The sequence below is a fragment of the Verrucosispora sp. TAA-831 genome (genome assembly GCF_050780145.1).
Taxonomy (GTDB): domain Bacteria; phylum Actinomycetota; class Actinomycetes; order Mycobacteriales; family Micromonosporaceae; genus Micromonospora.
The window spans coordinates 6,674,775-6,691,939 of the sequence record NZ_CP192240.1 but is presented as its reverse complement, the minus strand read 5'-3'; the positions used below and the strand labels follow the sequence as shown (position 1 = coordinate 6,691,939).

Below are 17,165 nucleotides of genomic sequence, written 5' to 3'. Positions count from 1 at the left end.
GACGCGCACGCGAGGAGGTCGACATGCGCGGCGCGGACCAGTTGGTCGAGCAGCAGTACGCCATGCTCCTGCGACGGGACGTGGCCCGACTCCCCGACCTGTACGCCCGGGACGGGTACTACGCGATGCCGGGTGTGACGGTCCGGCCGGTCGAGTTGCCCGCCCTGCTGCGTACCTGGACGGGTGCCTTCCCGGATCTGCGGGTCGACGTGCTCGGCTCGGTGCGTACGGCCGGTGGGGCAGCGGTCGAGCGGCGACTCACCGGGACCCACACCGGTGTGCTGCACACCCCGTTCGGCACGGTGGCTCCCACCGGACGCACCGTCTCCTGGGAGGTGGTGGACATGGTCCGGGTGCGTCGGGGGCGCATCGCCGCCTGGCGGTCCTACTTCGACTGGGGACAGTTGATCGCCCTGCTCGGCCTGCACGTCGCCGGGCTGTCCCGGCAGCAGGCCCCGGACGGGTCGTTCGCCGACGAGCCCGCCGTCACCGCCGCACCCCGGGCGGTCGCCGCCTGATCGGTCGTCCGGCCTGACCTGGTACGCAGTCGGTCCGCGCGGGCGGGACGCCCGGTCCGCACCGGTTCACCCGACTCGGTGGCTCAGGATGCGGACATCGCCGTGCCGTACGCGTTCACCCGGCCGCCGCCCGTACGCTGAACAGCCATGACTGCCGAGCAGCTGATCTCCTTCGCCCGTGGCGCCCCCTCTCTGGACATCGTCGATGTCGAAGGGCTCAAGGCCGCCGCCGTCCGCGCGTTCGACGCCGATCCCGCCGGGGTGACCGCGTACGGCACCTCCGTCGGCTATCTGCCGCTGCGCCAGTGGGTCGCGGAGAAGCACGGGGTCACGGCCGAGCAGGTGCTGATCACCAACGGTTCGTTGCAGGCCGACGCCTTCCTCTTCGACCACCTGGTCCGGTCCGGTGACGCGGTGGTGGTGGAGCGGCCGACCTACGACCGGACCCTGCTCAACCTCCAGCGGATGGGTGCCGAGGTGCACGGCGTCACCATCCAGCCGGACGGCCTGGACACCGCCGAGCTGCGCAAGTTGCTGGAGTCCGGGGTACGGCCGCGCCTGGCGCACGTGATCCCGAACTACCAGAACCCGGCCGGCGTGACGCTCTCCGCGGACAAGCGGCGTGAGCTGCTCGACCTGGCCGCCGAGTTCGGCTTCACGATCTTCGAGGACGACCCGTACGCCGACGTCCGGTTCCGGGGCGAGCCGCTGCCGTCGATGCTGTCGATGGACACCCGGGACGTCGTGGTGCACGCCTCCAGCTTCACCAAGACGGTCTGCCCCGGCGTCCGGGTGGGGTACCTGGTCGGCCCGGCCGACCTGATCGCCGACATCGCGAAGAAGGCGACCAACCTCTACATCTCGCCGGGGATGGTGGCGCAGGCGATCGTGCACCAGTTCTGTGTCTCCGGGGACATCGCCCGGTCCATCGAGACGGTCCGGGCGGCGCTCGGCGAGCGGGCCGGTGCGCTGGCCGAGTCGCTGCGGCGGCACATCCCCGAGGCCCGCTTCGTGGAGCCGGACGGCGGCTACTTCCTCTGGGTCGAGCTGCCCGAGGACGTCCTCGTCGACAAGCTCGCCCCGGCGGCGGCCGAGCGCGGCGTCGCGGTGGTCAAGGGCAGCGACTTCGTGGTGGACGGTGGCCGGCACGCGCTGCGCCTGGCGTACTCGGCGGTGACCGCCGACCGCATCGACGAGGGCGTCCGGCGGCTGGCCGAGGCGATGGAGGCAGTCCGGGGGTGAAAATCTGTCGGGTTTCCGACAGAACGGCGATACCGGCGTGCCCGGGACTCCCGCTGTGGCGACTGGCGGCCCACAATGCTGCGAGCGTCCTTCACCACATGTCGTGCAGGTCACGCCGGTCCCGGCCGGCGTGACGCCGACGGCGCGGTGCGGCCCGGCCGGCTGCGGTGTGGTGTGACGCGGTCAGCACAACCCCCCGCCCCCAACGGCGCCGGGCGGGCCGGATCGCCCCCTCACCCCCCTGATGCGATCCGGTCCGTCCGGCGCCACCCCCCCGCCGCCGCGCCGCCGCCATGATCGGTACGGCGGCGTACCCTGCAAGCCGCAGCCGAGCGCGGACGGGGGGCGTGATGACGGAGCGGATGCAGCGGGAGGGGGCCGCCTCCACCGGCCGCGACCAGACCGATCCCCAGCCGGTCCCGTCGCCGCTCGCCCGGTCGCCGCGAGCCCGCGCCTGGTCGCCGGTACGCGCGGTGACCCGACGGCTCAACCCGGACGGGTCCCAGCGGGTGGAGGCCCCGGCGGGTCCACGGCGCAGTGCGGTGGTCGACTGCGCGCTCTATCTCGACGGGCGGCGGCAGGGCGGCGACTGCGGCTACGCCGAAGCGCTCGCCGAGGCGCGGCGCGCCGAGAACGGCTTCGTCTGGCTCGGGTTGCACGAGCCGGAGCTGGCCGAGATGAGCGAGATCGCCGCCACGTACGGGCTGCACGAGCTGGCCGTGGAGGACGCGGTCAAGGCGCACCAGCGGCCCAAGCTGGAGCGTTTCGGCGAGGTCAGCTTCCTGGTTCTGCGTACCGCGCGCTACTGCGAGCACACCGAGCTGACCGAGAAGACCGACGTGGTGGAGACCGGGCAGGTGATGCTCTTCATCGGCCCGCACTTCCTGATCAGCGTCCGGCACGGGGACGCCTGCCGGCTGGCACCGGTCCGCGAGGAGCTGGAGGCCCGGCGGGAGTTGCTGCTGCACGGCCCCTGGGCGGTCGCGTACGCGATCACCGACCGGGTCGTCGACCTGTACCTGGAGGTCGCCGACCAGCTTGAGGACGACATGGACGTGCTGGAGACGGAGGTCTTCGACCGGCAGGCCAGTGGCCGGATCCAGCGGATCTATCAGATGAAGCGGGAACTGGTCGAGTTCAAGCGGGCGGTGATGCCGTTGCAGCGGCCGTTGCTCGCGCTCACCGCCCAGATGAGCCGCGAGGTGCCCAAGGAGGTCCGTCGCTACTTCCGCGACGTGCAGGACCACCTGAGCCGTACGGTCGAGCAGGTCAACTCGTACGACGACCTGTTGAACTCGATCCTCCAGGCCCGACTGGCCCAGGTGACCGTCGACCAGAACAACGACATGCGCAAGATCGCCGCCTGGGCCGCCATCGCGGCGGTGTGGACGGCGATCGCCGGGATATACGGCATGAACTTCGAGTTCATGCCCGAGCTGAAGATCGTGTACGGCTACCCGGTGGTGCTGGCGTTGATGCTCACCATCTCGCTGACGCTTTACCGGTGGTTCCGCCGCAACGACTGGCTCTGACCCCCGCAGCCCGCCCGCCCCGCCGGAGGTGGCGGGGCGGAGGCGGGACCGGGAGATCAGGCGCGACCGTTGGACTTGCTGGGCGACTTGCTCAGAGCGGTGGTCAGGTCGTCGGCGGGCCGACCGTTGGTGGTCCGGGCACCCTCGGCGACCGACGGCACCTTGTCCGTCGGCGTCACCGGGGACGGCTTGGGCGGCGTGGTGGTCGACGCGCTGTCGCCGGAGACCACCGCCGAGCTGCCGGCACCGGTCGACGCCTTGGCCACACCCGACGGGGCGGTCGTACGCACCTCGATGGTCTCCACCTCGTCGCGCATCGGCTCCAGCGTCGTGGTCGCGTCGTACTCGGTCCACTCCTGCTGCTCGCGGTGGCGTCGCAGGGCGATCGCACCGGCCAGCCCGGCCACCACACCGGCGGCGAGCATGCCGGCCAGCATGGTCCCGCTGCGACGGGACTTCTTCCGCTTCATCTTCTTCATGTTCTTCGCCTTGACCTTCCTGGCGGCCGCGGCCTGCTTGGCGACGACCTTCTTGCCGGACGCGGCCCGGCCGGCGGCCTCGGCCTGTGCGTGACGCACGGCCAGGGCCAGCGGCGCCATCGCGGCGGCCGTGGTGGCGAGGCCGCTCGCGGCGCGGTCGCGGACCAGCACCGCGGTCGGTGCCACCGCGTCGCGGGCCGTCTGGACCCGAGGGCCGACGGTGGACCCGGCTCCCTTCGCCGCGTGCGTGGCGGCCAGCCTCAGGTGACCGATCCCCCGATTGAGCTCGGCCCGGGCCAACTGCCCCTCAGTCCTGCGGCGCCCGATTCCAAACACGGTCCCACCTCCTGGGAGTTGCTTCGTCTCATCCTCCACCTTCGGATGCCTCCGCATGTCCAGATCGGGCACATGGGAGGATCCGCAAGGAACTGACCAACGAGTAAGGAGTACCCGTGGCCGAGGCTGTCTACGCCACCTTGCACACCAACGCCGGCCCGATCCGGCTGGAACTCTTCCCCAACCACGCGCCGAAGACGGTTCGCAACTTCGTCGACCTGGCCGAGGGCACTCGTGAGTACACCGACCCGCGGACCGGCAAGCCGGGCAACGGCCCGTACTACGACGGCACCATCTCGCACCGCGTGATCAGCGGATTCATGGTGCAGATGGGCGACCCGACCGGCACCGGTCGGGGTGGTCCGGGCTACACCTTCGCCGACGAGTTCCACCCCGAGCTGCGGTTCGACCGGCCGTACCTGCTGGCGATGGCGAACGCCGGGCCCGGCACCAACGGCTCGCAGTTCTTCATCACGGTGTCGCCGACGCCGCACCTGAACAACCGGCACACCATCTTCGGGGCGGTGGCCGACGAGCAGTCCGCGAAGGTGGTCGACTCGATCGCCAACACGCCGACCGGTCCCAGCGACCGGCCGCTCCAGGACGTGGTCATCGAGCGCATCGAGATCGAGCGGCAGCCGGCCTGACACCGGCCGTCTCAGGTGGTGCCCGCCGCCCGGGCCTGGGCGCGGCGGGCACCGACCGGCCGTACGTCGCCTGACCCGTCTCACCGGTGGCCCGAGGTACCTTTGCTCGCATGACTGAGCGCTCGGGCACCTGGAGCACCCGGTGAGCGAATCCCCGCCGACCACCCCGGTCTGTTACCGCCACCCCGGCCGGGAGACGTACGTCCGGTGCACCCGGTGCGACCGGTCGATCTGCCCGGACTGCATGAACGAGGCGTCGGTCGGGTTCCAGTGCCCGGAGTGCGTGGCACAGGGCCGCCGGAGCACACGACCGGCGCGCACCGCCTTCGGTGGCGGTGAGACCGGTCGGCTCGGGTACGTCACCAAGACGCTGATCGGCATCAACCTGATGGTGATGCTGATCTCCATCGCCTCCGACCGGGGCGGGGACGCGGCGGCCGGAGGCAGCGGCTTCGGCGGCCTGCTCGGCGGGAGCACCCCGCTGACCGAGTGGGGTGCGGTGCTCGGCCGGGCGATGTTCCTCGACGGCAGCATCGGCGGCATCGCCGAGGGCCAGTGGTATCGCCTGGTCACCGCGATGTTCCTGCACTACGGCGTGGTGCACCTGCTGCTGAACATGTGGGCGCTCTGGGTCCTCGGCCGGTCCCTGGAGGCGGTGCTCGGGCCACTGCGCTTCATCGCGCTCTATCTCATCGCCGGCTTCGGCGGCAACGTCGCGGTGTACGTGTTCAGCGCCCCCAACCAGATGTCAGCCGGTGCCTCCACCGCCATCTTCGGGCTGTTCGCGGCGACCTTCGTGATCATGCGTCGGCTGGGTCGGGACACCTCGGCGATCGTGCCGATCCTGGTGATCAACCTGATCTTCACGTTCACCGTGCCGCAGATCTCGATCGCCGGTCACCTGGGCGGTCTGGTCTTCGGCGCGTTGATGGCGCTGGTGCTGGCGTACGCACCCCGGTCCCACCGGACGCTGGTGCAGGTCACCGGCGGCTCGTTCCTGCTGGTGGTGCTGCTGGTGCTGGCCCTGTTCCGCACCTTCACCCTGCTCGGCTGAGCCCATCGCCCGTGACCGGCCCGCGACACGCGGCGGGCCGGTGCGGGCTCAGCCGGTCGTCGGGCGGGCGGCCCGCAGCGCGTCGGCCACCTCGTCGGGGTCGGTGTCCAGGTCCTGCCGGCTGAACAGGTGCAGCGACTCGCCGGTGTCGATCTCCAGCACCGGCCCGCTCACCCCGCGCCCGGCCCGGCGGTTCACCTCGATGGTCTCGATCGTCGACCAGGGCAGGTGCCGCCGCGCGGTCCACCACCCCGTCGGCACGGTGACGCCGTCGGCGTCCACGGCGAGCCGGACCGGTGCGACGAGGTCCCGTACGCCCCAGGCGACGAGGGCCGCGCCGGCCAGTACGCCGAGCGCCGGCCGGAGCAGGTCGCCGTCGGCGAGCAGGAGTCCCAGGGCGAGTACGCCGCCCGCACCGACCAGCTTGAGGATCGGCAGCGCGGGGCGTACCCGCCACTGCCGGGCGACCGTCTCGAACGTCACCCGACCAGCATGCCAGCGCGGCAGGTGACCGGCATGCCGGTGCCCACGGGCGGCGACGTCGCCGCGTCGGCGGCGTAGGATCGGGAACAGCCCAGGTTACCGGGGAGTAGACATGAGTGACGCGGTTATCGTCGGCGCGGTGCGTACCCCGGTCGGGCGGCGCAAGGGCAGCCTGGCCACGGTCCACCCGGTGGACCTGTCGGCGCACGTGCTGCGTGCCCTCGCCGAACGCACCGGCATCGACCCGACGCTCGTCGACGACGTGGTCTGGGGCTGCGTCTCCCAGGTCGGCGAGCAGTCGTGGAACGTGGCCCGCAATGCCGTGCTCGCGGCCGGCTGGCCCGAGTCGGTGCCCGGCACCACGGTGGACCGGCAGTGCGGCTCCAGCCAGCAGGCCCTGCACTTCGCCGCCGCCACCGTGCTCTCCGGACAGGCCGACCTGGTGGTGGCCGGCGGTGTCGAGTCGATGACCCGGGTGCCGATGGGTTCCAGCGCGGCGGGCGGGCTGCCGTTCAGCGGCCAGATCCTGGCCCGCTACCGGGGTGTCGAAGGGGTCGCCGAGGACTCGCCGCTGCCGTTCAACCAGGGCGTCGGCGCGGAGCTGATCGCTCGGCGCTGGCGGCTGTCCCGGACCCAGCTCGACGAGTTCGCGCTGGCCAGCCACGAGAAGGCCGCCGCCGCCCAGGACGCCGGGGCGTTCGAGGCCGAGCTGACCCCGGTGCCGCTGGCCGACGGCGGGAAGTTCACCGCTGACGAGGGCATCCGCCGGGAGACCTCGCTGGAGAAGCTCGGCGAACTGGCCACCCCGTTCCACCCGGAGGGCGTGGTCACCGCCGGTTCGGCCTCGCAGATCTCCGACGGCGCGGCGGCGCTCGCGGTCACCACCAGCGAGTGGGCCAGCCGGCACGGCCTGCGTCCGTTGGCCCGGGTGCACACCGCCGTGGTCGCCGCCGACGATCCGGTCACCATGCTCACCGCGCCGATCCCGGCCACCGCGAAGGCGCTGCGCCGCGCCGGGCTGGGCATCGAGGAGATCGGGGTGTACGAGGTGAACGAGGCGTTCGCCCCGGTGCCGCTGGCCTGGTTGGCGGAGACCGAGGCGGACCCGGAGCGGCTCAATCCTCGCGGCGGTGCCATCGCGCTGGGGCACCCGCTCGGCGGGTCCGGTGCCCGGATCATGACGACGATGCTCGCCCACATGCGCGACAACGGGGTGCGCTACGGCTTGCAGACCATGTGCGAGGGCGGCGGGATGGCCAACGCCACCATCGTCGAGCTGCTCTGACCCGTACGCGGTAAAAACCCGTCGCGGGCCGACTCCGGTGGGGTTAGCGTGCCCCCGTGACCGCCGCGACCGCACCGTACACCGACTGGGACGACCGGACGTGGCGCGCCGCCGCGTGGGAGTGGGTGGCCGAGGCGCTCGCCCGCACCGGGCAGCGGATAACCGGCCCGGTCGAGCCACGCGTCCGACCGTGGGCGCTGATCTGGCGGGTGCCGACCGACGCCGGTGACGTGTGGTTCAAGGCGAACGCGGCGGGGACCGGCTTCGAGACGGCACTGACCGCAGCTCTGGCCCGGCTGGCACCCGGACGGGTGCTCGACCCGATCGCGGTGGACACCCGGCGGCGCTGGGCGCTGTTGCCGCACGGCGGCGCGACGCTGCGCGAGGCGCTGACCGGCGAGCCGGACCCGGCCCGGTGGGAACGGATCCTGCCCGAGTACGCCGACCTGCAACGGGCCACCGCCGCGCACGTCGACGAACTGCTCGGTCTCGGCGTACCCGACCATCGCCCGGAGGCACTGCCGGGGCACCTCGCCGAGTTGCTCGACGACGGTGCGGCGCTGCTGCTGGACACTCCGGACGGCCTGACCACCGAGGCCCGCGACCGGCTGCGGTCCCGGCTGCCCGAGTACGCGCAGCGGTGCCGGTTGCTGGCCGAGGGGCCGATCGGGCCGACCGTCCAGCACGACGATCTGCACGACGGGAACGTCTTCGTGACCGGCGACGGTCACCGCTTCTTCGACTGGGGCGACGCCTCGGTGGCGCACCCGTTCGGCACGCTGCTGGTGGCGCTGCGGTCGGTCGCGTACGTCAACGGTCTGGACGCCGGGGACCCGGCGCTGGGTCGGCTGCGCGACGCGTACCTGGAGCCGTGGACGGACCGTTGCGACCGTCCGACCCTGCTCCGGCTCGCCGAGACGGCGGCCGGGGTGACCATGGTCAGCCGGTCGTTGTCCTGGCGTCGGGCGCTGGACACCACCGACCCGAGTCGCGCCGAGTTCGCCGCCAGCGTGCCCGGGTGGCTCGACGAACTACTGGTCACCGAGTTCGCCTGAGCGCGTCGCGAGAGCCGGTCGAGAGGGGCTCGGCCGGGTTGCAAGACGTAACGTGGAATTTGCAAAAAGCATGTCGGTGAGCCACGTCACCCAGCGAACATCGTCGTTGGGCAGGTCATGGACGTCTTCTCCCGAACGTTCCTCCCGGCCGCCTCCGAGGCCGGCCTGGCGGTGCAGACCGCCACGCGACACATGCCGGTGTTCCGTCGCTGTGTGGGCTCCGGCGACGCCACCATCCTGGTCACCCGGTGCAGCCGACCCGATCGGCCGATGTCCGGGGACTACCTCCTCCTACTCACCCATCGACGGCTGGTGGTGACCCGGCAGACGCCGGTGCTGCACCGCCTGCGACTGCACCTCAACGCCGAACTCCGCGAGCTGAGCCACGTCACGTGGAGCCCCGACCCTCGGCTGCACTCGGTGGAGTTGGCTGCCACCGCGATCGACGGGATCCGTGAGCGGTTCCTGATCCGCACCCAGTTCCCGAAGCAGGTGTGGCAGCTCGACGCGCTGCTCAACCACGCGTTCCGCACCCGGGTACGCAGCGCGCTGCCCCGGATCGTGGCCACCGTCGCCGAGACGCCCGCCGCCACCCGGCCGACCACGCTGCATCCCGCCGTGGCCCGCTGACGCAGGACGGCCCGAACGCCACTGCGACTGCGGTGGTTCAGCGCTCCGCCGGCACGGCGTAACCCACGTGGTCCCGGAACTCGAACCGCCAGCCGGGCGGCACGAGATCCGCGCAGAGTCGGCGGCTGCCGGTGCAGACGATGGCATCCATCGCCGCCGGGTCGGCCGCCGGCCGGTGGTCCAACACCGACTGGAGCGCCGACAGCTCCGGTGACCCGCCGTCGGCGTCCCGCAGCAGCAGCCACCACGGGTACTCCCAGTCGTCGTTGCGCTGGGACAGACCGATCCGCTGGGCGTCGGCGGCACGCACCGCGTCGGCCGCCCAGCGGTACTCCTCCGCCCACTGCGGTCGTCGCAGGAAGCGGCTCTCCCAGTCCGACGTGGTGAATACCGAGCCTTCGCCGACGAGTCGGCGCGGGAAGCCGTACGACACCGCGAGCACGCCGGCCAGCGCGCAGGTGGCCAGCACCGTCACCGTGAGCGTCGCGGCGATCGGCCGCCGGGCACTCCGGCCGGCACCGGCGTTCCGGCTCGACCGGCGCAGCACGGCGTCGAGCCAGAGCCCGGCCAACGGCACCGAGGCGGCCAGGGCGTAGAGGATCAACCGGTTGCCCCAGGGCTGCCATTTGATCATCGCGGTGTGCAGCACCACCGCGACCACCACCACCAGTGCGTACGCGCGCAGCGCACCGGCCGTCTCCGGGCTGACCCGGGCCGGACGACGCAGTGCCGCCACGGCACCGATCAGCACCAGCGCACCGGCCAGCGGGAAGGCCACCCGGTCCTCGTCCGGATACCAGGACGGCACCGGGAAGACCTCCCGCCCGAACGTGATCGCCCGGTCCTGCGGGTCCACGCCGAGCAGACCGGCCACGCCGACGATCGCCGCGGCGGAGGCGTTCCGGAGCGGGGCCAGCGGGGTGTCCAGCGCGGTGTGTCCGATGCGGAGCGCGTTCACCACCACCGACAGCGGGTCGTGCCGCTCCATCGGCACCGACTCGCGCAGCCGCTCCGGCCCGAGCGGGTGGCCGAACTCGACGTACACTCGGCCCAGGAACGGGCCGACCACGGCGGCGGCGACCAGCAGGATCAGCGCCGAGGCGCCGACCGTCCGGGCGGTCGGGGCGGCCGGGAGCCGACGCTCCGCGCCCGGCCGGTCCAGGTACGCCAGCCGGAGCTGACCCAGTCCCCAGAGCACCAGCAGCGGGCCGACCGCGAGCAGGCCGCTGGTCTTGGTCACGGCGGTCAGTCCGGTGGCCGCCCCGAGCGCGAGCAGTTCGCCGAATCCGGCGCGGTGACGCAGCCCGTCCAGGGCGACCGTGGCCGCGCACACCACCCAGGCGGCGCAGACCAGGTCGGTCTGGGTGCTGGTCGCCTGGAGCGTCACCATCGGCGTGGTGGCCAGCACGAAGACGGTGAGCAACTGGGCCCGTCGGGCGCCGCCGAGCTGCGCGGTCACCCGGGCGACCGCGATCAGGCAGAGCACCCCGGCGGCCCACTGCACCAGGTGGTGGAGCGCGTCGCCGCCGGTGAACAGGCGCAGGTGCAGCAGCAGGTACTCGGCACCCGGCGGGATGGTGACCTGCCGGTGGATCGCGGTGGCCCAGAGCGACAGGTCGCCCTGCGCCACCCAACGCTCCACCTTGGGCAGGTGATAGGTCTGCGAGTCGAAGTTGTTCGGCGCGGAGAGCAGGGCGATCAGCAGCTCGACCAGGACCAGCCCGACGACCACCCCGGCCAGCAGCCGTTCACCGCGACTCGCCGTACGCCAGAAGTCGGTGATTGACGCGCGCCAGCCGGGCTCCGCCGGGCGGTCCTGCGGGCCGGACGTGGTGGGTTCGACGGTGGTGACCGTACCGACGGCGGCCGGGGTGTCCGACGCTCCGGCGAGGACACCCGCCGAGGACGTCGTGGCGGGACGGCCACCGACCGACACCGCGTCGGAGGTGGCACGTGCGGCCTCCCGGGTCCGGCTGGTCGCCACGCGTCGCCGTGCGGCGAAACCGGCAGCGGCGAGGAAGAGGAGCCACGCCACTGCGAACGCGGGCGCGGTCAACATCCCCAGTGCACCGAGCACCTCGACGGTCAGCACCGCGAAGGCGCCGACGGCGAGACTCGCTCGGATCACCGTCAGCCGCCGTGGCGCGGTGTCACGCACGGACCGTGGCCGCAGTGCCACCGTCAGCGCGACGACGGCGACGACGGGGGCGAGGACGAACGGGAAGCCGGCGGCCGACATGGCCGGAAGTAAACACCATCGGCCTGAGTGCCCGACGGTCGATCTCCTGAGGCGGTCGCCACCACAGGACCGACCTGCCGGGGCTACGCTATGGCCGACACACTGCCGCCCTCGTGGAGATTCCCGTGAAGCTGTCGATCCTCATGCCGGTCTACAACGAGGAAGAACGCATCGCGGATGCCCTCAAGCAGGCGCTGGCGGTCGAGTACCCGTGCGAGATCGAACTCGTGGTGGTCGATGACGGCAGCCGTGACGGCACCGGTGAGGTCCTGGACCGGGCCGACGACGCGCGTCTGCGCGTGATCACCCACCAGCGCAACGCCGGCAAGGGCGCGGCCATCCGGACGGCGGTCGCCAACGCCGAGGGTGAGTACATGGTCATCCTCGACGCGGACCTGGAGTACGACCCGCAGGACATCCCCAAGCTGCTCGCCCCGGTGCTCGACGGCCGGGCGACCGTGGTCTACGGCAATCGGACCTTCGGCAGCCACAGTGCCTACAGCTTCTGGTACGTGATGGGCAACAAGGGCGTCACCATGGCGGCCAACGTGCTGTTCAACTCCTACATCGGCGACCTGGAGACCTGCTTCAAGCTGATGCCGGTGGAGCTCTACCGCTCGCTGGACGTGCGGTCCCGGGGTTTCGGCATGGAGGCCGAGGTGACCGGCAAGCTGTTGCGTCGCCGGATCCGGCCGTACGAGGTGCCGATCAGCTACCGGGCCCGGGGCCGCGAGGAGGGCAAGAAGATCACCTGGCGGGACGGCGTCGAGGCGATCTGGATCCTCGGTCGCGAGCGCACCCGCCGCCGTTCCGGGAGCGGCCCCGCCGCCTGACGCGGCGATCGGGGCGAGGACGACGGCGGGCGGCTCTCAGACCAGAGCCGGGGCGAGGAATGCGGTCACCTCCCGGTGCAGGCCCGCCACGTCCAATCCGTGCCAACGGGTGTGGTCGTCGGCCGAGCCGTACCGGCGCAGCTCGTCGCGTCCCACGCCGAGTGCGAGGAGCCGGTGCGGTCGGTCCGCCAGTGCCGCCGTGACCACCCGGGTCGAGGTGCCCGCCAGGTAGGGCTCGACCAGGATCACCTCGGTCCCGGCGAGCGCCCGCAGACCGGCGGTGTCGAACGGGCGCGGGCGATGCGTGTACGCCACCGTGACCGGCAGGTCCGCTGCGGCTGCCACCGCCGCGTCCAACACCGGGCCGACCGCGACCAGCAGCGGCGCGCCCGGTCCCGCGTCGCGCACCACCACCAGCTCGCCGTCACCGCCGTACGGCCGCGCGTTGTGCAGCGTCGACAACCGCAGGTACGCCGAGGCGTCCCCGGCGACCGTGGCGCGCAGCAGACCGGGCACCTCGGCCGGGTGCCCCGGCACGTGCACCGTCCAGCCGGACAGGGTGTCGAACAGCGCCACGTCGGCCGGGCTCAGGTGGGTACGTCCGGCCGCCGCCCGGTCGTACGACGCACCCACGCTGACCAGCACCGCGTGTGCCGCCTGGTGGTCGAGGTCGAGCTTGATCTGCTCGTACGCCCGCTCCACCAGGAACGGTGCGTAGCTGTGCACGATCGGCCGTAACCCGGTCAGCGCCAGCCCGCCGGCCACCCCGAGCATCAACTGCTCCCGGATGCCGACGTTGAGCACCCGGTCGGGGTGCCTTCGGGCGGCCGGGGCGAACGCGTCGGCGGAGATGTCGGCGAGCACCAGCGCGGTCCGCGGATCCTCGGCCAGCAGGTGCGTGGTGGTCTCGATGAAGCTGTCCCGCATGGCTACTCCCCGCTCTCGACGACCGCGACGACGACGTGCGGCCGGTGTCCGTGGTGCCCGGTCAGGGCGGTGTGCAGCGCGTCGTGGTCCCGTCCGTCGACCGTGGCGGCGGTCCACCCGTTCACCGTGAACCGGGTGGCCACGCCACCGGGCCAGCCGTGGGTGGCGGAGGAGTTGTCGACCACGATCGCGGTCAGGTTCGGCAGGCCGGTCGCGCCCGCGTACGCGATCGCCTCGTGGTTGGAGCCCTCGTCCAGCTCGGCGTCACCGAGCAGGGCGTACACCCGAGTGTCGAGCAGTCCCTGGGCGCGTAGCCCGAGCGCGGTTCCGACGGCCAGCCCGAGACCGTGCCCGAGCGAACCGGAGCCGATCTCGACGCCGGGGACCAGCGTCCGGTCCGGGTGGTCGCCGAGCCGGCTGTCCGGCCCGCCCTGGTCGTCCAGCCAGTCGAGCGGCACGAACCCCTTGGCGGCGAGCACCGCGTAGTAGCCGGCGACCGCGTGTCCCTTGGAGAGCAGGAAACGATCACGAGCCGGGTCGTCGACGGTGTCCGGGGTGATCCGGAGGATCCGGTCGTAGAGCACCCAGAGCACGTCGACGGTCGAGTGGACGTTGGCACCGAACACGCGGCCGGCACGGATCCGCTCCAGCAGCGGGGCGACCGGCGACCGGCCGTCGAGCGGCGCGGCGGCCTCGGCGACCCGGGCTGTGGTGGCGAGAGTAGTCATGCGGATACCCTGCAAGTTGAAGTCAGGTTCAACTCAAGGCGGTGTGATGCAGGAAGCCCTCACCATCGGTCAGCTCGCCGACCGCAGCGGCGTGGCACAGTCGGCGCTGCGCTACTACGAGCGGATGGGACTGATCCGGGCCGACCGCACCGGCGGCAACCAGCGCCGCTACCACCGAGGCGAGCTACGCCGGGTCGCGTTCATCCGGATCTCGCAGCAGGTCGGCATCTCGCTGGACGAGATCCGGGCCGCACTCGACTCGCTGCCGGCCTCCCGTACGCCCACCGCCGAGGACTGGACGCAGCTCTCCGCCGCGTGGCGGGACCGGCTGGACCAGAAGATCAGGCTGCTCGCCAAGCTCCGCGACGATCTCGACGGTTGCGTCGGCTGTGGGTGCCTGTCACTCCAGCGCTGCGCACTCAACAACCTCGACGACCGGCTCGGCGCAGAGGGCCCCGGCCCCCGACTGACGCTGCCGAACACCCCGGCCTGTCAGACGTCGCTGCCGCCCAGCGCGGTGAGCAGCTAGCCGACGGTGAGCAGCACCTTGCCGAGGTGCTCGTTCGACTCGACCAGCCGGTGCGCCTGCGCCACCTCCCTGATCGGCAGCCGCCGGTCCACGACCGGGCGGACCCGCGCCGCCTCCACCAACGGCCAGACCTCGTCGCGTACCCCCTGCACGATGGCGGCCTTCTGGTCCAGCGGACGGGCCCGCAGCGCGGTGGCCGCCACCGTGCCGCGCTTGGCCAGCAGCGCGCCCAGGTCCAGCTCGGCCTTGCGGCCACCCTGCATCCCGATCACCACCAGCCGCCCGTCCGGAGCCAGCGCGGCCACGTTCCGGCCGAGGTAGGACGCGCCCATGATGTCGAGTACGACGTCCGCGCCCCGCCCGTCGGTGACCCGCCGGACCTCCTCCACGAAATCCTGCTCCCGGTAGTCGACCAGGTGCACCGCACCCAGCTCACGCAACCGGGGATGCTTGGCCGCCCGCGCGGTCGCCACCACCCTGGCACCGAGCGCGGTACCGAGCTGAATCGCGAACGTGCCGATGCCGCTGCCACCACCGTGCACCAACAACGTCTCGCCCGCCGACAGCCGGGCCACCTGGACCACGTTCGACCAGACCGTGCACGCCACCTCGGGCAGCGCGGCAGCGTCGACCAGGTCCACCCCCGCCGGCACCGGCAGCAACTGCCCCGCCGGCACGGCCACCCGCTCCGCGTACCCGCCGCCGGCCAGCAACGCACAGACCTCGTCACCGACCCGCCACCCGGAGACGTCCGCACCGGTGGCGCTCACCACACCCGAACATTCCAGTCCCGGGTACGCGGGCGCGCCCGGCGGCGGCGGATAGTGCCCCTGCCGTTGCAGCAGATCCGCCCGGTTCACCGCAGTGGCCCGCACGTCGACGATCACCTCGTCCGGCCCCGGCTCCGGATCGGGCACCTCGTCCCAGCTCAGCACCTCCGGCCCACCGGGCTCGGCAATCACGATCGCGCGCATGGCCCAGTCTTACCCGATCATCCCGCCGTTCCACGCCCGGCCCCGCGCCGACATGCCCTGGCCCGGCTCCGCGCCGACATACCCTGGCACGGCCCCCGCCCCGCCCCGGCCCCGGCCCGCCCCGGCCCCGCCCCGGCCCGCCCCGGCCCGCCCCGCCCCGGCCCGGCCCGCCCCGCCCCGGCCCGCCCCGGCGCCGCGCAGACACGCTCCGGCCGCGTCTCGGACCGGCGGAAAACGTGCCGACCCGGACACTGTGGAGGCACCCGACCGCCCGCCGCGACGCTCATCCCGGGTCGGGTGGCTCACCCCATCGCCGATCCGCCGGACGTGGCAGACTATGCACGGCCGCGCCGTGCGTGGCACCGGGAGGGTTCGCCTAGTGGCCGATGGCGCTGGTCTTGAAAACCGGTAAGGCAGCGATGTCTTCGTGGGTTCGAATCCCACACCCTCCGCTCACCTGCCACGCGCACCCGCACCCGTCCACGCGCCCCACACGCCCCCCGGGGCACCCCCCCCCCCCACGCCGCACCATGGGCATGCCCGCCGCGATCATGGACTTGTGGCACGCGAATAGTGGCTGATGCCCCACTTCGACTTCGCCACGACTCCATGATCGGCGGGGCGAGGCGGGGCGGGGTGGGGGCGGGGCGAGGTGGGCGGGGCGAGGTTGAGGCGGGTGGCGGTGTGGGAGCGGGAGTGGACGGCGGTGGCGGCGAGGCGGCGAGATGGTCGCTGCCTCAGCGCTGCGGTGGGCGTACCTGCTGGTTCTCGCGGATCTTCTGGGTGGCGAGGCGGTCCAGGGCCCGGCGGCGCTCGTCGGGTCGGGGCTGCTCGTCGTCGCGGTCACGTACGGCGTCGACGGCTGCGGTGACGAAGTCGCGCCAGATGCCGGCCACGGATCTCCCTAGCTCGATGGGTGCCAGGCTGACAACCCGGGTGAGCGGCCTTCGGTTACGGCGGACACCTCGCGTTTTCCCGGTTGGCGCCGCGCGACAGGGTATGAAGGGGGACGCAGAACACCACTTCCACCGGAAGGACCTGTGTCGATGACCCTGGAACGCCCCATCGCCCCGGACCCGTACGAGCTGCTGCCGACCGTCGCCTCGTTCACGCTGACCAGCGACGACGTGCACAACGGTGAGCCGATGGACGCGGCGCACGCCCACGACAGCACCGGTGGGGGCAACGTGTCGCCGCACCTGGCCTGGTCGGGTTTCCCGGCGGAGACCAAGGGCTTCGTGGTCACCTGTTTCGATCCGGACGCGCCGACCGGCAGCGGGTTCTGGCACTGGGTGCTGGTCAATCTCCCGGCCGACGTGACCGAGTTGCCGCGTGGTGTCGCCGAGGGCGACCTGCGGGGCGCGTTCAGCGTCCGCAACGACTACGGCGCGCAGGGGTTCGGCGGTGCCGCGCCGCCGGCCGGTGACCGGCCGCACCGGTACGTCTTCGCGGTGCACGCCCTGGACGTGGAGCGCCTGGACCTCACGCCGGACGCCACCCCGGCCTACGTCGGCTTCAACCTGGCCTTCCACACCCTCGCCCGGGCCACCATCCGCCCCACCTACCAAATCACCCCCTGACTCACCCGCTGGCAAGCCGCGTTGATCAAGAGCTTTTCGCCATCGATCCCGACTGGGAGTGGCACAAACTTCTTGATCAACGCGGCGAGCGGGC

Annotated in this window: 18 protein-coding genes and 1 tRNA gene; 12 read left to right on the top strand and 7 right to left on the bottom strand. The window is 72.4% G+C overall.

Annotation, left to right across the window (positions count from 1 at the left end):
- Positions 1-23: 23 nt before the first annotated feature.
- The 3 genes from ACQVFL_RS29760 to corA all read left to right on the top strand — a co-directional run bounded on the left by ACQVFL_RS29760 (position 24) and on the right by corA (position 3,292).
- Positions 24-518, top strand: a complete 495-nt coding sequence (locus ACQVFL_RS29760) for an ester cyclase (RefSeq protein ID WP_396697353.1) — start codon at positions 24-26, stop codon at positions 516-518.
- A 147-nt stretch (positions 519-665) separates the two neighbouring features.
- Positions 666-1,760 (top strand): PLP-dependent aminotransferase family protein, encoded by a 1,095-nt coding sequence (locus ACQVFL_RS29755; protein WP_396697351.1) that lies wholly within the window; start codon positions 666-668, stop codon positions 1,758-1,760.
- Between the two features lie 473 nt (positions 1,761-2,233).
- Positions 2,234-3,292 (top strand): magnesium/cobalt transporter CorA, encoded by a 1,059-nt coding sequence (gene corA / locus ACQVFL_RS29750; protein WP_396697514.1) that lies wholly within the window; start codon positions 2,234-2,236, stop codon positions 3,290-3,292.
- Positions 3,293-3,348: 56 nt separating this feature from the next.
- On the opposite strand, the gene ACQVFL_RS29745 is transcribed toward corA, so the two are convergent.
- Positions 3,349-4,164, bottom strand: a complete 816-nt coding sequence (locus ACQVFL_RS29745; protein WP_396697349.1) for a hypothetical protein — start codon at positions 4,162-4,164, stop codon at positions 3,349-3,351.
- 59 nt (positions 4,165-4,223) lie between these two features.
- On the opposite strand from ACQVFL_RS29745, the gene ACQVFL_RS29740 reads away from it, so the two are divergent.
- Both ACQVFL_RS29740 and ACQVFL_RS29735 read left to right on the top strand, forming a co-directional pair.
- On the top strand, positions 4,224-4,754 hold the full coding sequence (locus tag ACQVFL_RS29740) for a peptidylprolyl isomerase (protein WP_396697347.1): 531 nt from the start codon (positions 4,224-4,226) through the stop codon (positions 4,752-4,754).
- A gap of 142 nt (positions 4,755-4,896) precedes the next feature.
- The gene (locus tag ACQVFL_RS29735; protein ID WP_396697345.1) at positions 4,897-5,808 is read left to right on the top strand and encodes a rhomboid family intramembrane serine protease; all 912 of its coding nucleotides are present in this window, start codon (positions 4,897-4,899) and stop codon (positions 5,806-5,808) included.
- Between the two features lie 48 nt (positions 5,809-5,856).
- Here the strand turns inward: ACQVFL_RS29735 and ACQVFL_RS29730 are convergent, their stop codons facing one another.
- On the bottom strand, positions 5,857-6,291 hold the full coding sequence (locus ACQVFL_RS29730) for a PH domain-containing protein (RefSeq protein ID WP_396697343.1): 435 nt from the start codon (positions 6,289-6,291) through the stop codon (positions 5,857-5,859).
- Between the two features lie 112 nt (positions 6,292-6,403).
- Between ACQVFL_RS29730 and ACQVFL_RS29725 the strand changes: the two genes are divergently transcribed.
- From ACQVFL_RS29725 to ACQVFL_RS29715, 3 genes are all read left to right on the top strand, one after another.
- Entirely contained in the window at positions 6,404-7,576 is a 1,173-nt protein-coding gene (locus tag ACQVFL_RS29725) for a thiolase family protein (protein ID WP_396697341.1), read from the top strand.
- Between the two features lie 56 nt (positions 7,577-7,632).
- Positions 7,633-8,631, top strand: a complete 999-nt coding sequence (locus tag ACQVFL_RS29720) for a phosphotransferase (protein WP_431728115.1) — start codon at positions 7,633-7,635, stop codon at positions 8,629-8,631.
- Positions 8,632-8,748: 117 nt separating this feature from the next.
- Positions 8,749-9,261: a hypothetical protein gene (locus tag ACQVFL_RS29715; RefSeq protein ID WP_396697337.1), complete on the top strand. Its 513-nt coding sequence runs from the start codon at positions 8,749-8,751 to the stop codon at positions 9,259-9,261.
- 37 nt (positions 9,262-9,298) lie between these two features.
- Here the strand turns inward: ACQVFL_RS29715 and ACQVFL_RS29710 are convergent, their stop codons facing one another.
- Positions 9,299-11,500: a hypothetical protein gene (locus tag ACQVFL_RS29710; RefSeq protein ID WP_431728114.1), complete on the bottom strand. Its 2,202-nt coding sequence runs from the start codon at positions 11,498-11,500 to the stop codon at positions 9,299-9,301.
- A 125-nt stretch (positions 11,501-11,625) separates the two neighbouring features.
- Here ACQVFL_RS29710 and ACQVFL_RS29705 point away from each other — a divergent pair, with 125 nt between their 5' ends.
- Positions 11,626-12,333, top strand: coding sequence for a glycosyltransferase family 2 protein (locus tag ACQVFL_RS29705; protein WP_396697512.1), 708 nt, complete (start codon positions 11,626-11,628; stop codon positions 12,331-12,333).
- Between the two features lie 36 nt (positions 12,334-12,369).
- Here the strand turns inward: ACQVFL_RS29705 and ACQVFL_RS29700 are convergent, their stop codons facing one another.
- Complete coding sequence (locus tag ACQVFL_RS29700) at positions 12,370-13,260, bottom strand: transketolase family protein (protein WP_396697333.1); 891 nt, start codon at positions 13,258-13,260, stop codon at positions 12,370-12,372.
- Positions 13,261-13,262: 2 nt separating this feature from the next.
- Positions 13,263-13,988, bottom strand: coding sequence for a transketolase (locus ACQVFL_RS29695; protein ID WP_396697331.1), 726 nt, complete (start codon positions 13,986-13,988; stop codon positions 13,263-13,265).
- Between the two features lie 46 nt (positions 13,989-14,034).
- Between ACQVFL_RS29695 and soxR the strand changes: the two genes are divergently transcribed.
- Positions 14,035-14,517: a redox-sensitive transcriptional activator SoxR gene (gene soxR / locus ACQVFL_RS29690; protein WP_396697329.1), complete on the top strand. Its 483-nt coding sequence runs from the start codon at positions 14,035-14,037 to the stop codon at positions 14,515-14,517.
- Here soxR and ACQVFL_RS29685 read toward each other — a convergent pair.
- Positions 14,514-15,491 carry an NAD(P)H-quinone oxidoreductase gene (locus ACQVFL_RS29685; protein WP_431728113.1) on the bottom strand — a complete coding sequence of 326 codons (978 nt, stop codon included), beginning with the start codon at positions 15,489-15,491 and terminating at the stop codon, positions 14,514-14,516. The two genes, soxR and ACQVFL_RS29685, sit on opposite strands and share 4 nt — an antisense overlap.
- 365 nt (positions 15,492-15,856) lie before the next feature.
- Between ACQVFL_RS29685 and ACQVFL_RS29680 the strand changes: the two genes are divergently transcribed.
- A tRNA-Ser gene (locus ACQVFL_RS29680) sits at positions 15,857-15,943 on the top strand.
- Positions 15,944-16,228: 285 nt separating this feature from the next.
- Here ACQVFL_RS29680 and ACQVFL_RS29675 read toward each other — a convergent pair.
- Positions 16,229-16,387, bottom strand: coding sequence for a hypothetical protein (locus tag ACQVFL_RS29675; RefSeq protein WP_396697325.1), 159 nt, complete (start codon positions 16,385-16,387; stop codon positions 16,229-16,231).
- Positions 16,388-16,537: 150 nt separating this feature from the next.
- On the opposite strand from ACQVFL_RS29675, the gene ACQVFL_RS29670 reads away from it, so the two are divergent.
- The gene (locus tag ACQVFL_RS29670) at positions 16,538-17,071 is read left to right on the top strand and encodes a YbhB/YbcL family Raf kinase inhibitor-like protein (RefSeq protein WP_396697323.1); all 534 of its coding nucleotides are present in this window, start codon (positions 16,538-16,540) and stop codon (positions 17,069-17,071) included.
- Positions 17,072-17,165 lie beyond the last annotated feature (94 nt).

Bases quoted from the DNA above. Each gene is read 5' to 3' on its own strand.
- ACQVFL_RS29760 (WP_396697353.1), top strand. From the start codon at position 24: ATGCGCGGCGCGGACCAGTTGGTCGAGCAGCAGTACGCCATGCTCCTG.
- ACQVFL_RS29755 (WP_396697351.1), top strand. From the start codon at position 666: ATGACTGCCGAGCAGCTGATCTCCTTCGCCCGTGGCGCCCCCTCTCTG.
- ACQVFL_RS29745 (WP_396697349.1), bottom strand. From the start codon at position 4,164: ATGCGGAGGCATCCGAAGGTGGAGGATGAGACGAAGCAACTCCCAGGA.
- ACQVFL_RS29725 (WP_396697341.1), top strand. From the start codon at position 6,404: ATGAGTGACGCGGTTATCGTCGGCGCGGTGCGTACCCCGGTCGGGCGG.
- ACQVFL_RS29715 (WP_396697337.1), top strand. From the start codon at position 8,749: ATGGACGTCTTCTCCCGAACGTTCCTCCCGGCCGCCTCCGAGGCCGGC.
- ACQVFL_RS29710 (WP_431728114.1), bottom strand. From the start codon at position 11,500: ATGTCGGCCGCCGGCTTCCCGTTCGTCCTCGCCCCCGTCGTCGCCGTC.
- ACQVFL_RS29700 (WP_396697333.1), bottom strand. From the start codon at position 13,260: ATGCGGGACAGCTTCATCGAGACCACCACGCACCTGCTGGCCGAGGAT.
- ACQVFL_RS29695 (WP_396697331.1), bottom strand. From the start codon at position 13,988: ATGACTACTCTCGCCACCACAGCCCGGGTCGCCGAGGCCGCCGCGCCG.
- soxR (WP_396697329.1), top strand. From the start codon at position 14,035: ATGCAGGAAGCCCTCACCATCGGTCAGCTCGCCGACCGCAGCGGCGTG.
- ACQVFL_RS29685 (WP_431728113.1), bottom strand. From the start codon at position 15,491: ATGCGCGCGATCGTGATTGCCGAGCCCGGTGGGCCGGAGGTGCTGAGC.
- ACQVFL_RS29670 (WP_396697323.1), top strand. From the start codon at position 16,538: ATGACCCTGGAACGCCCCATCGCCCCGGACCCGTACGAGCTGCTGCCG.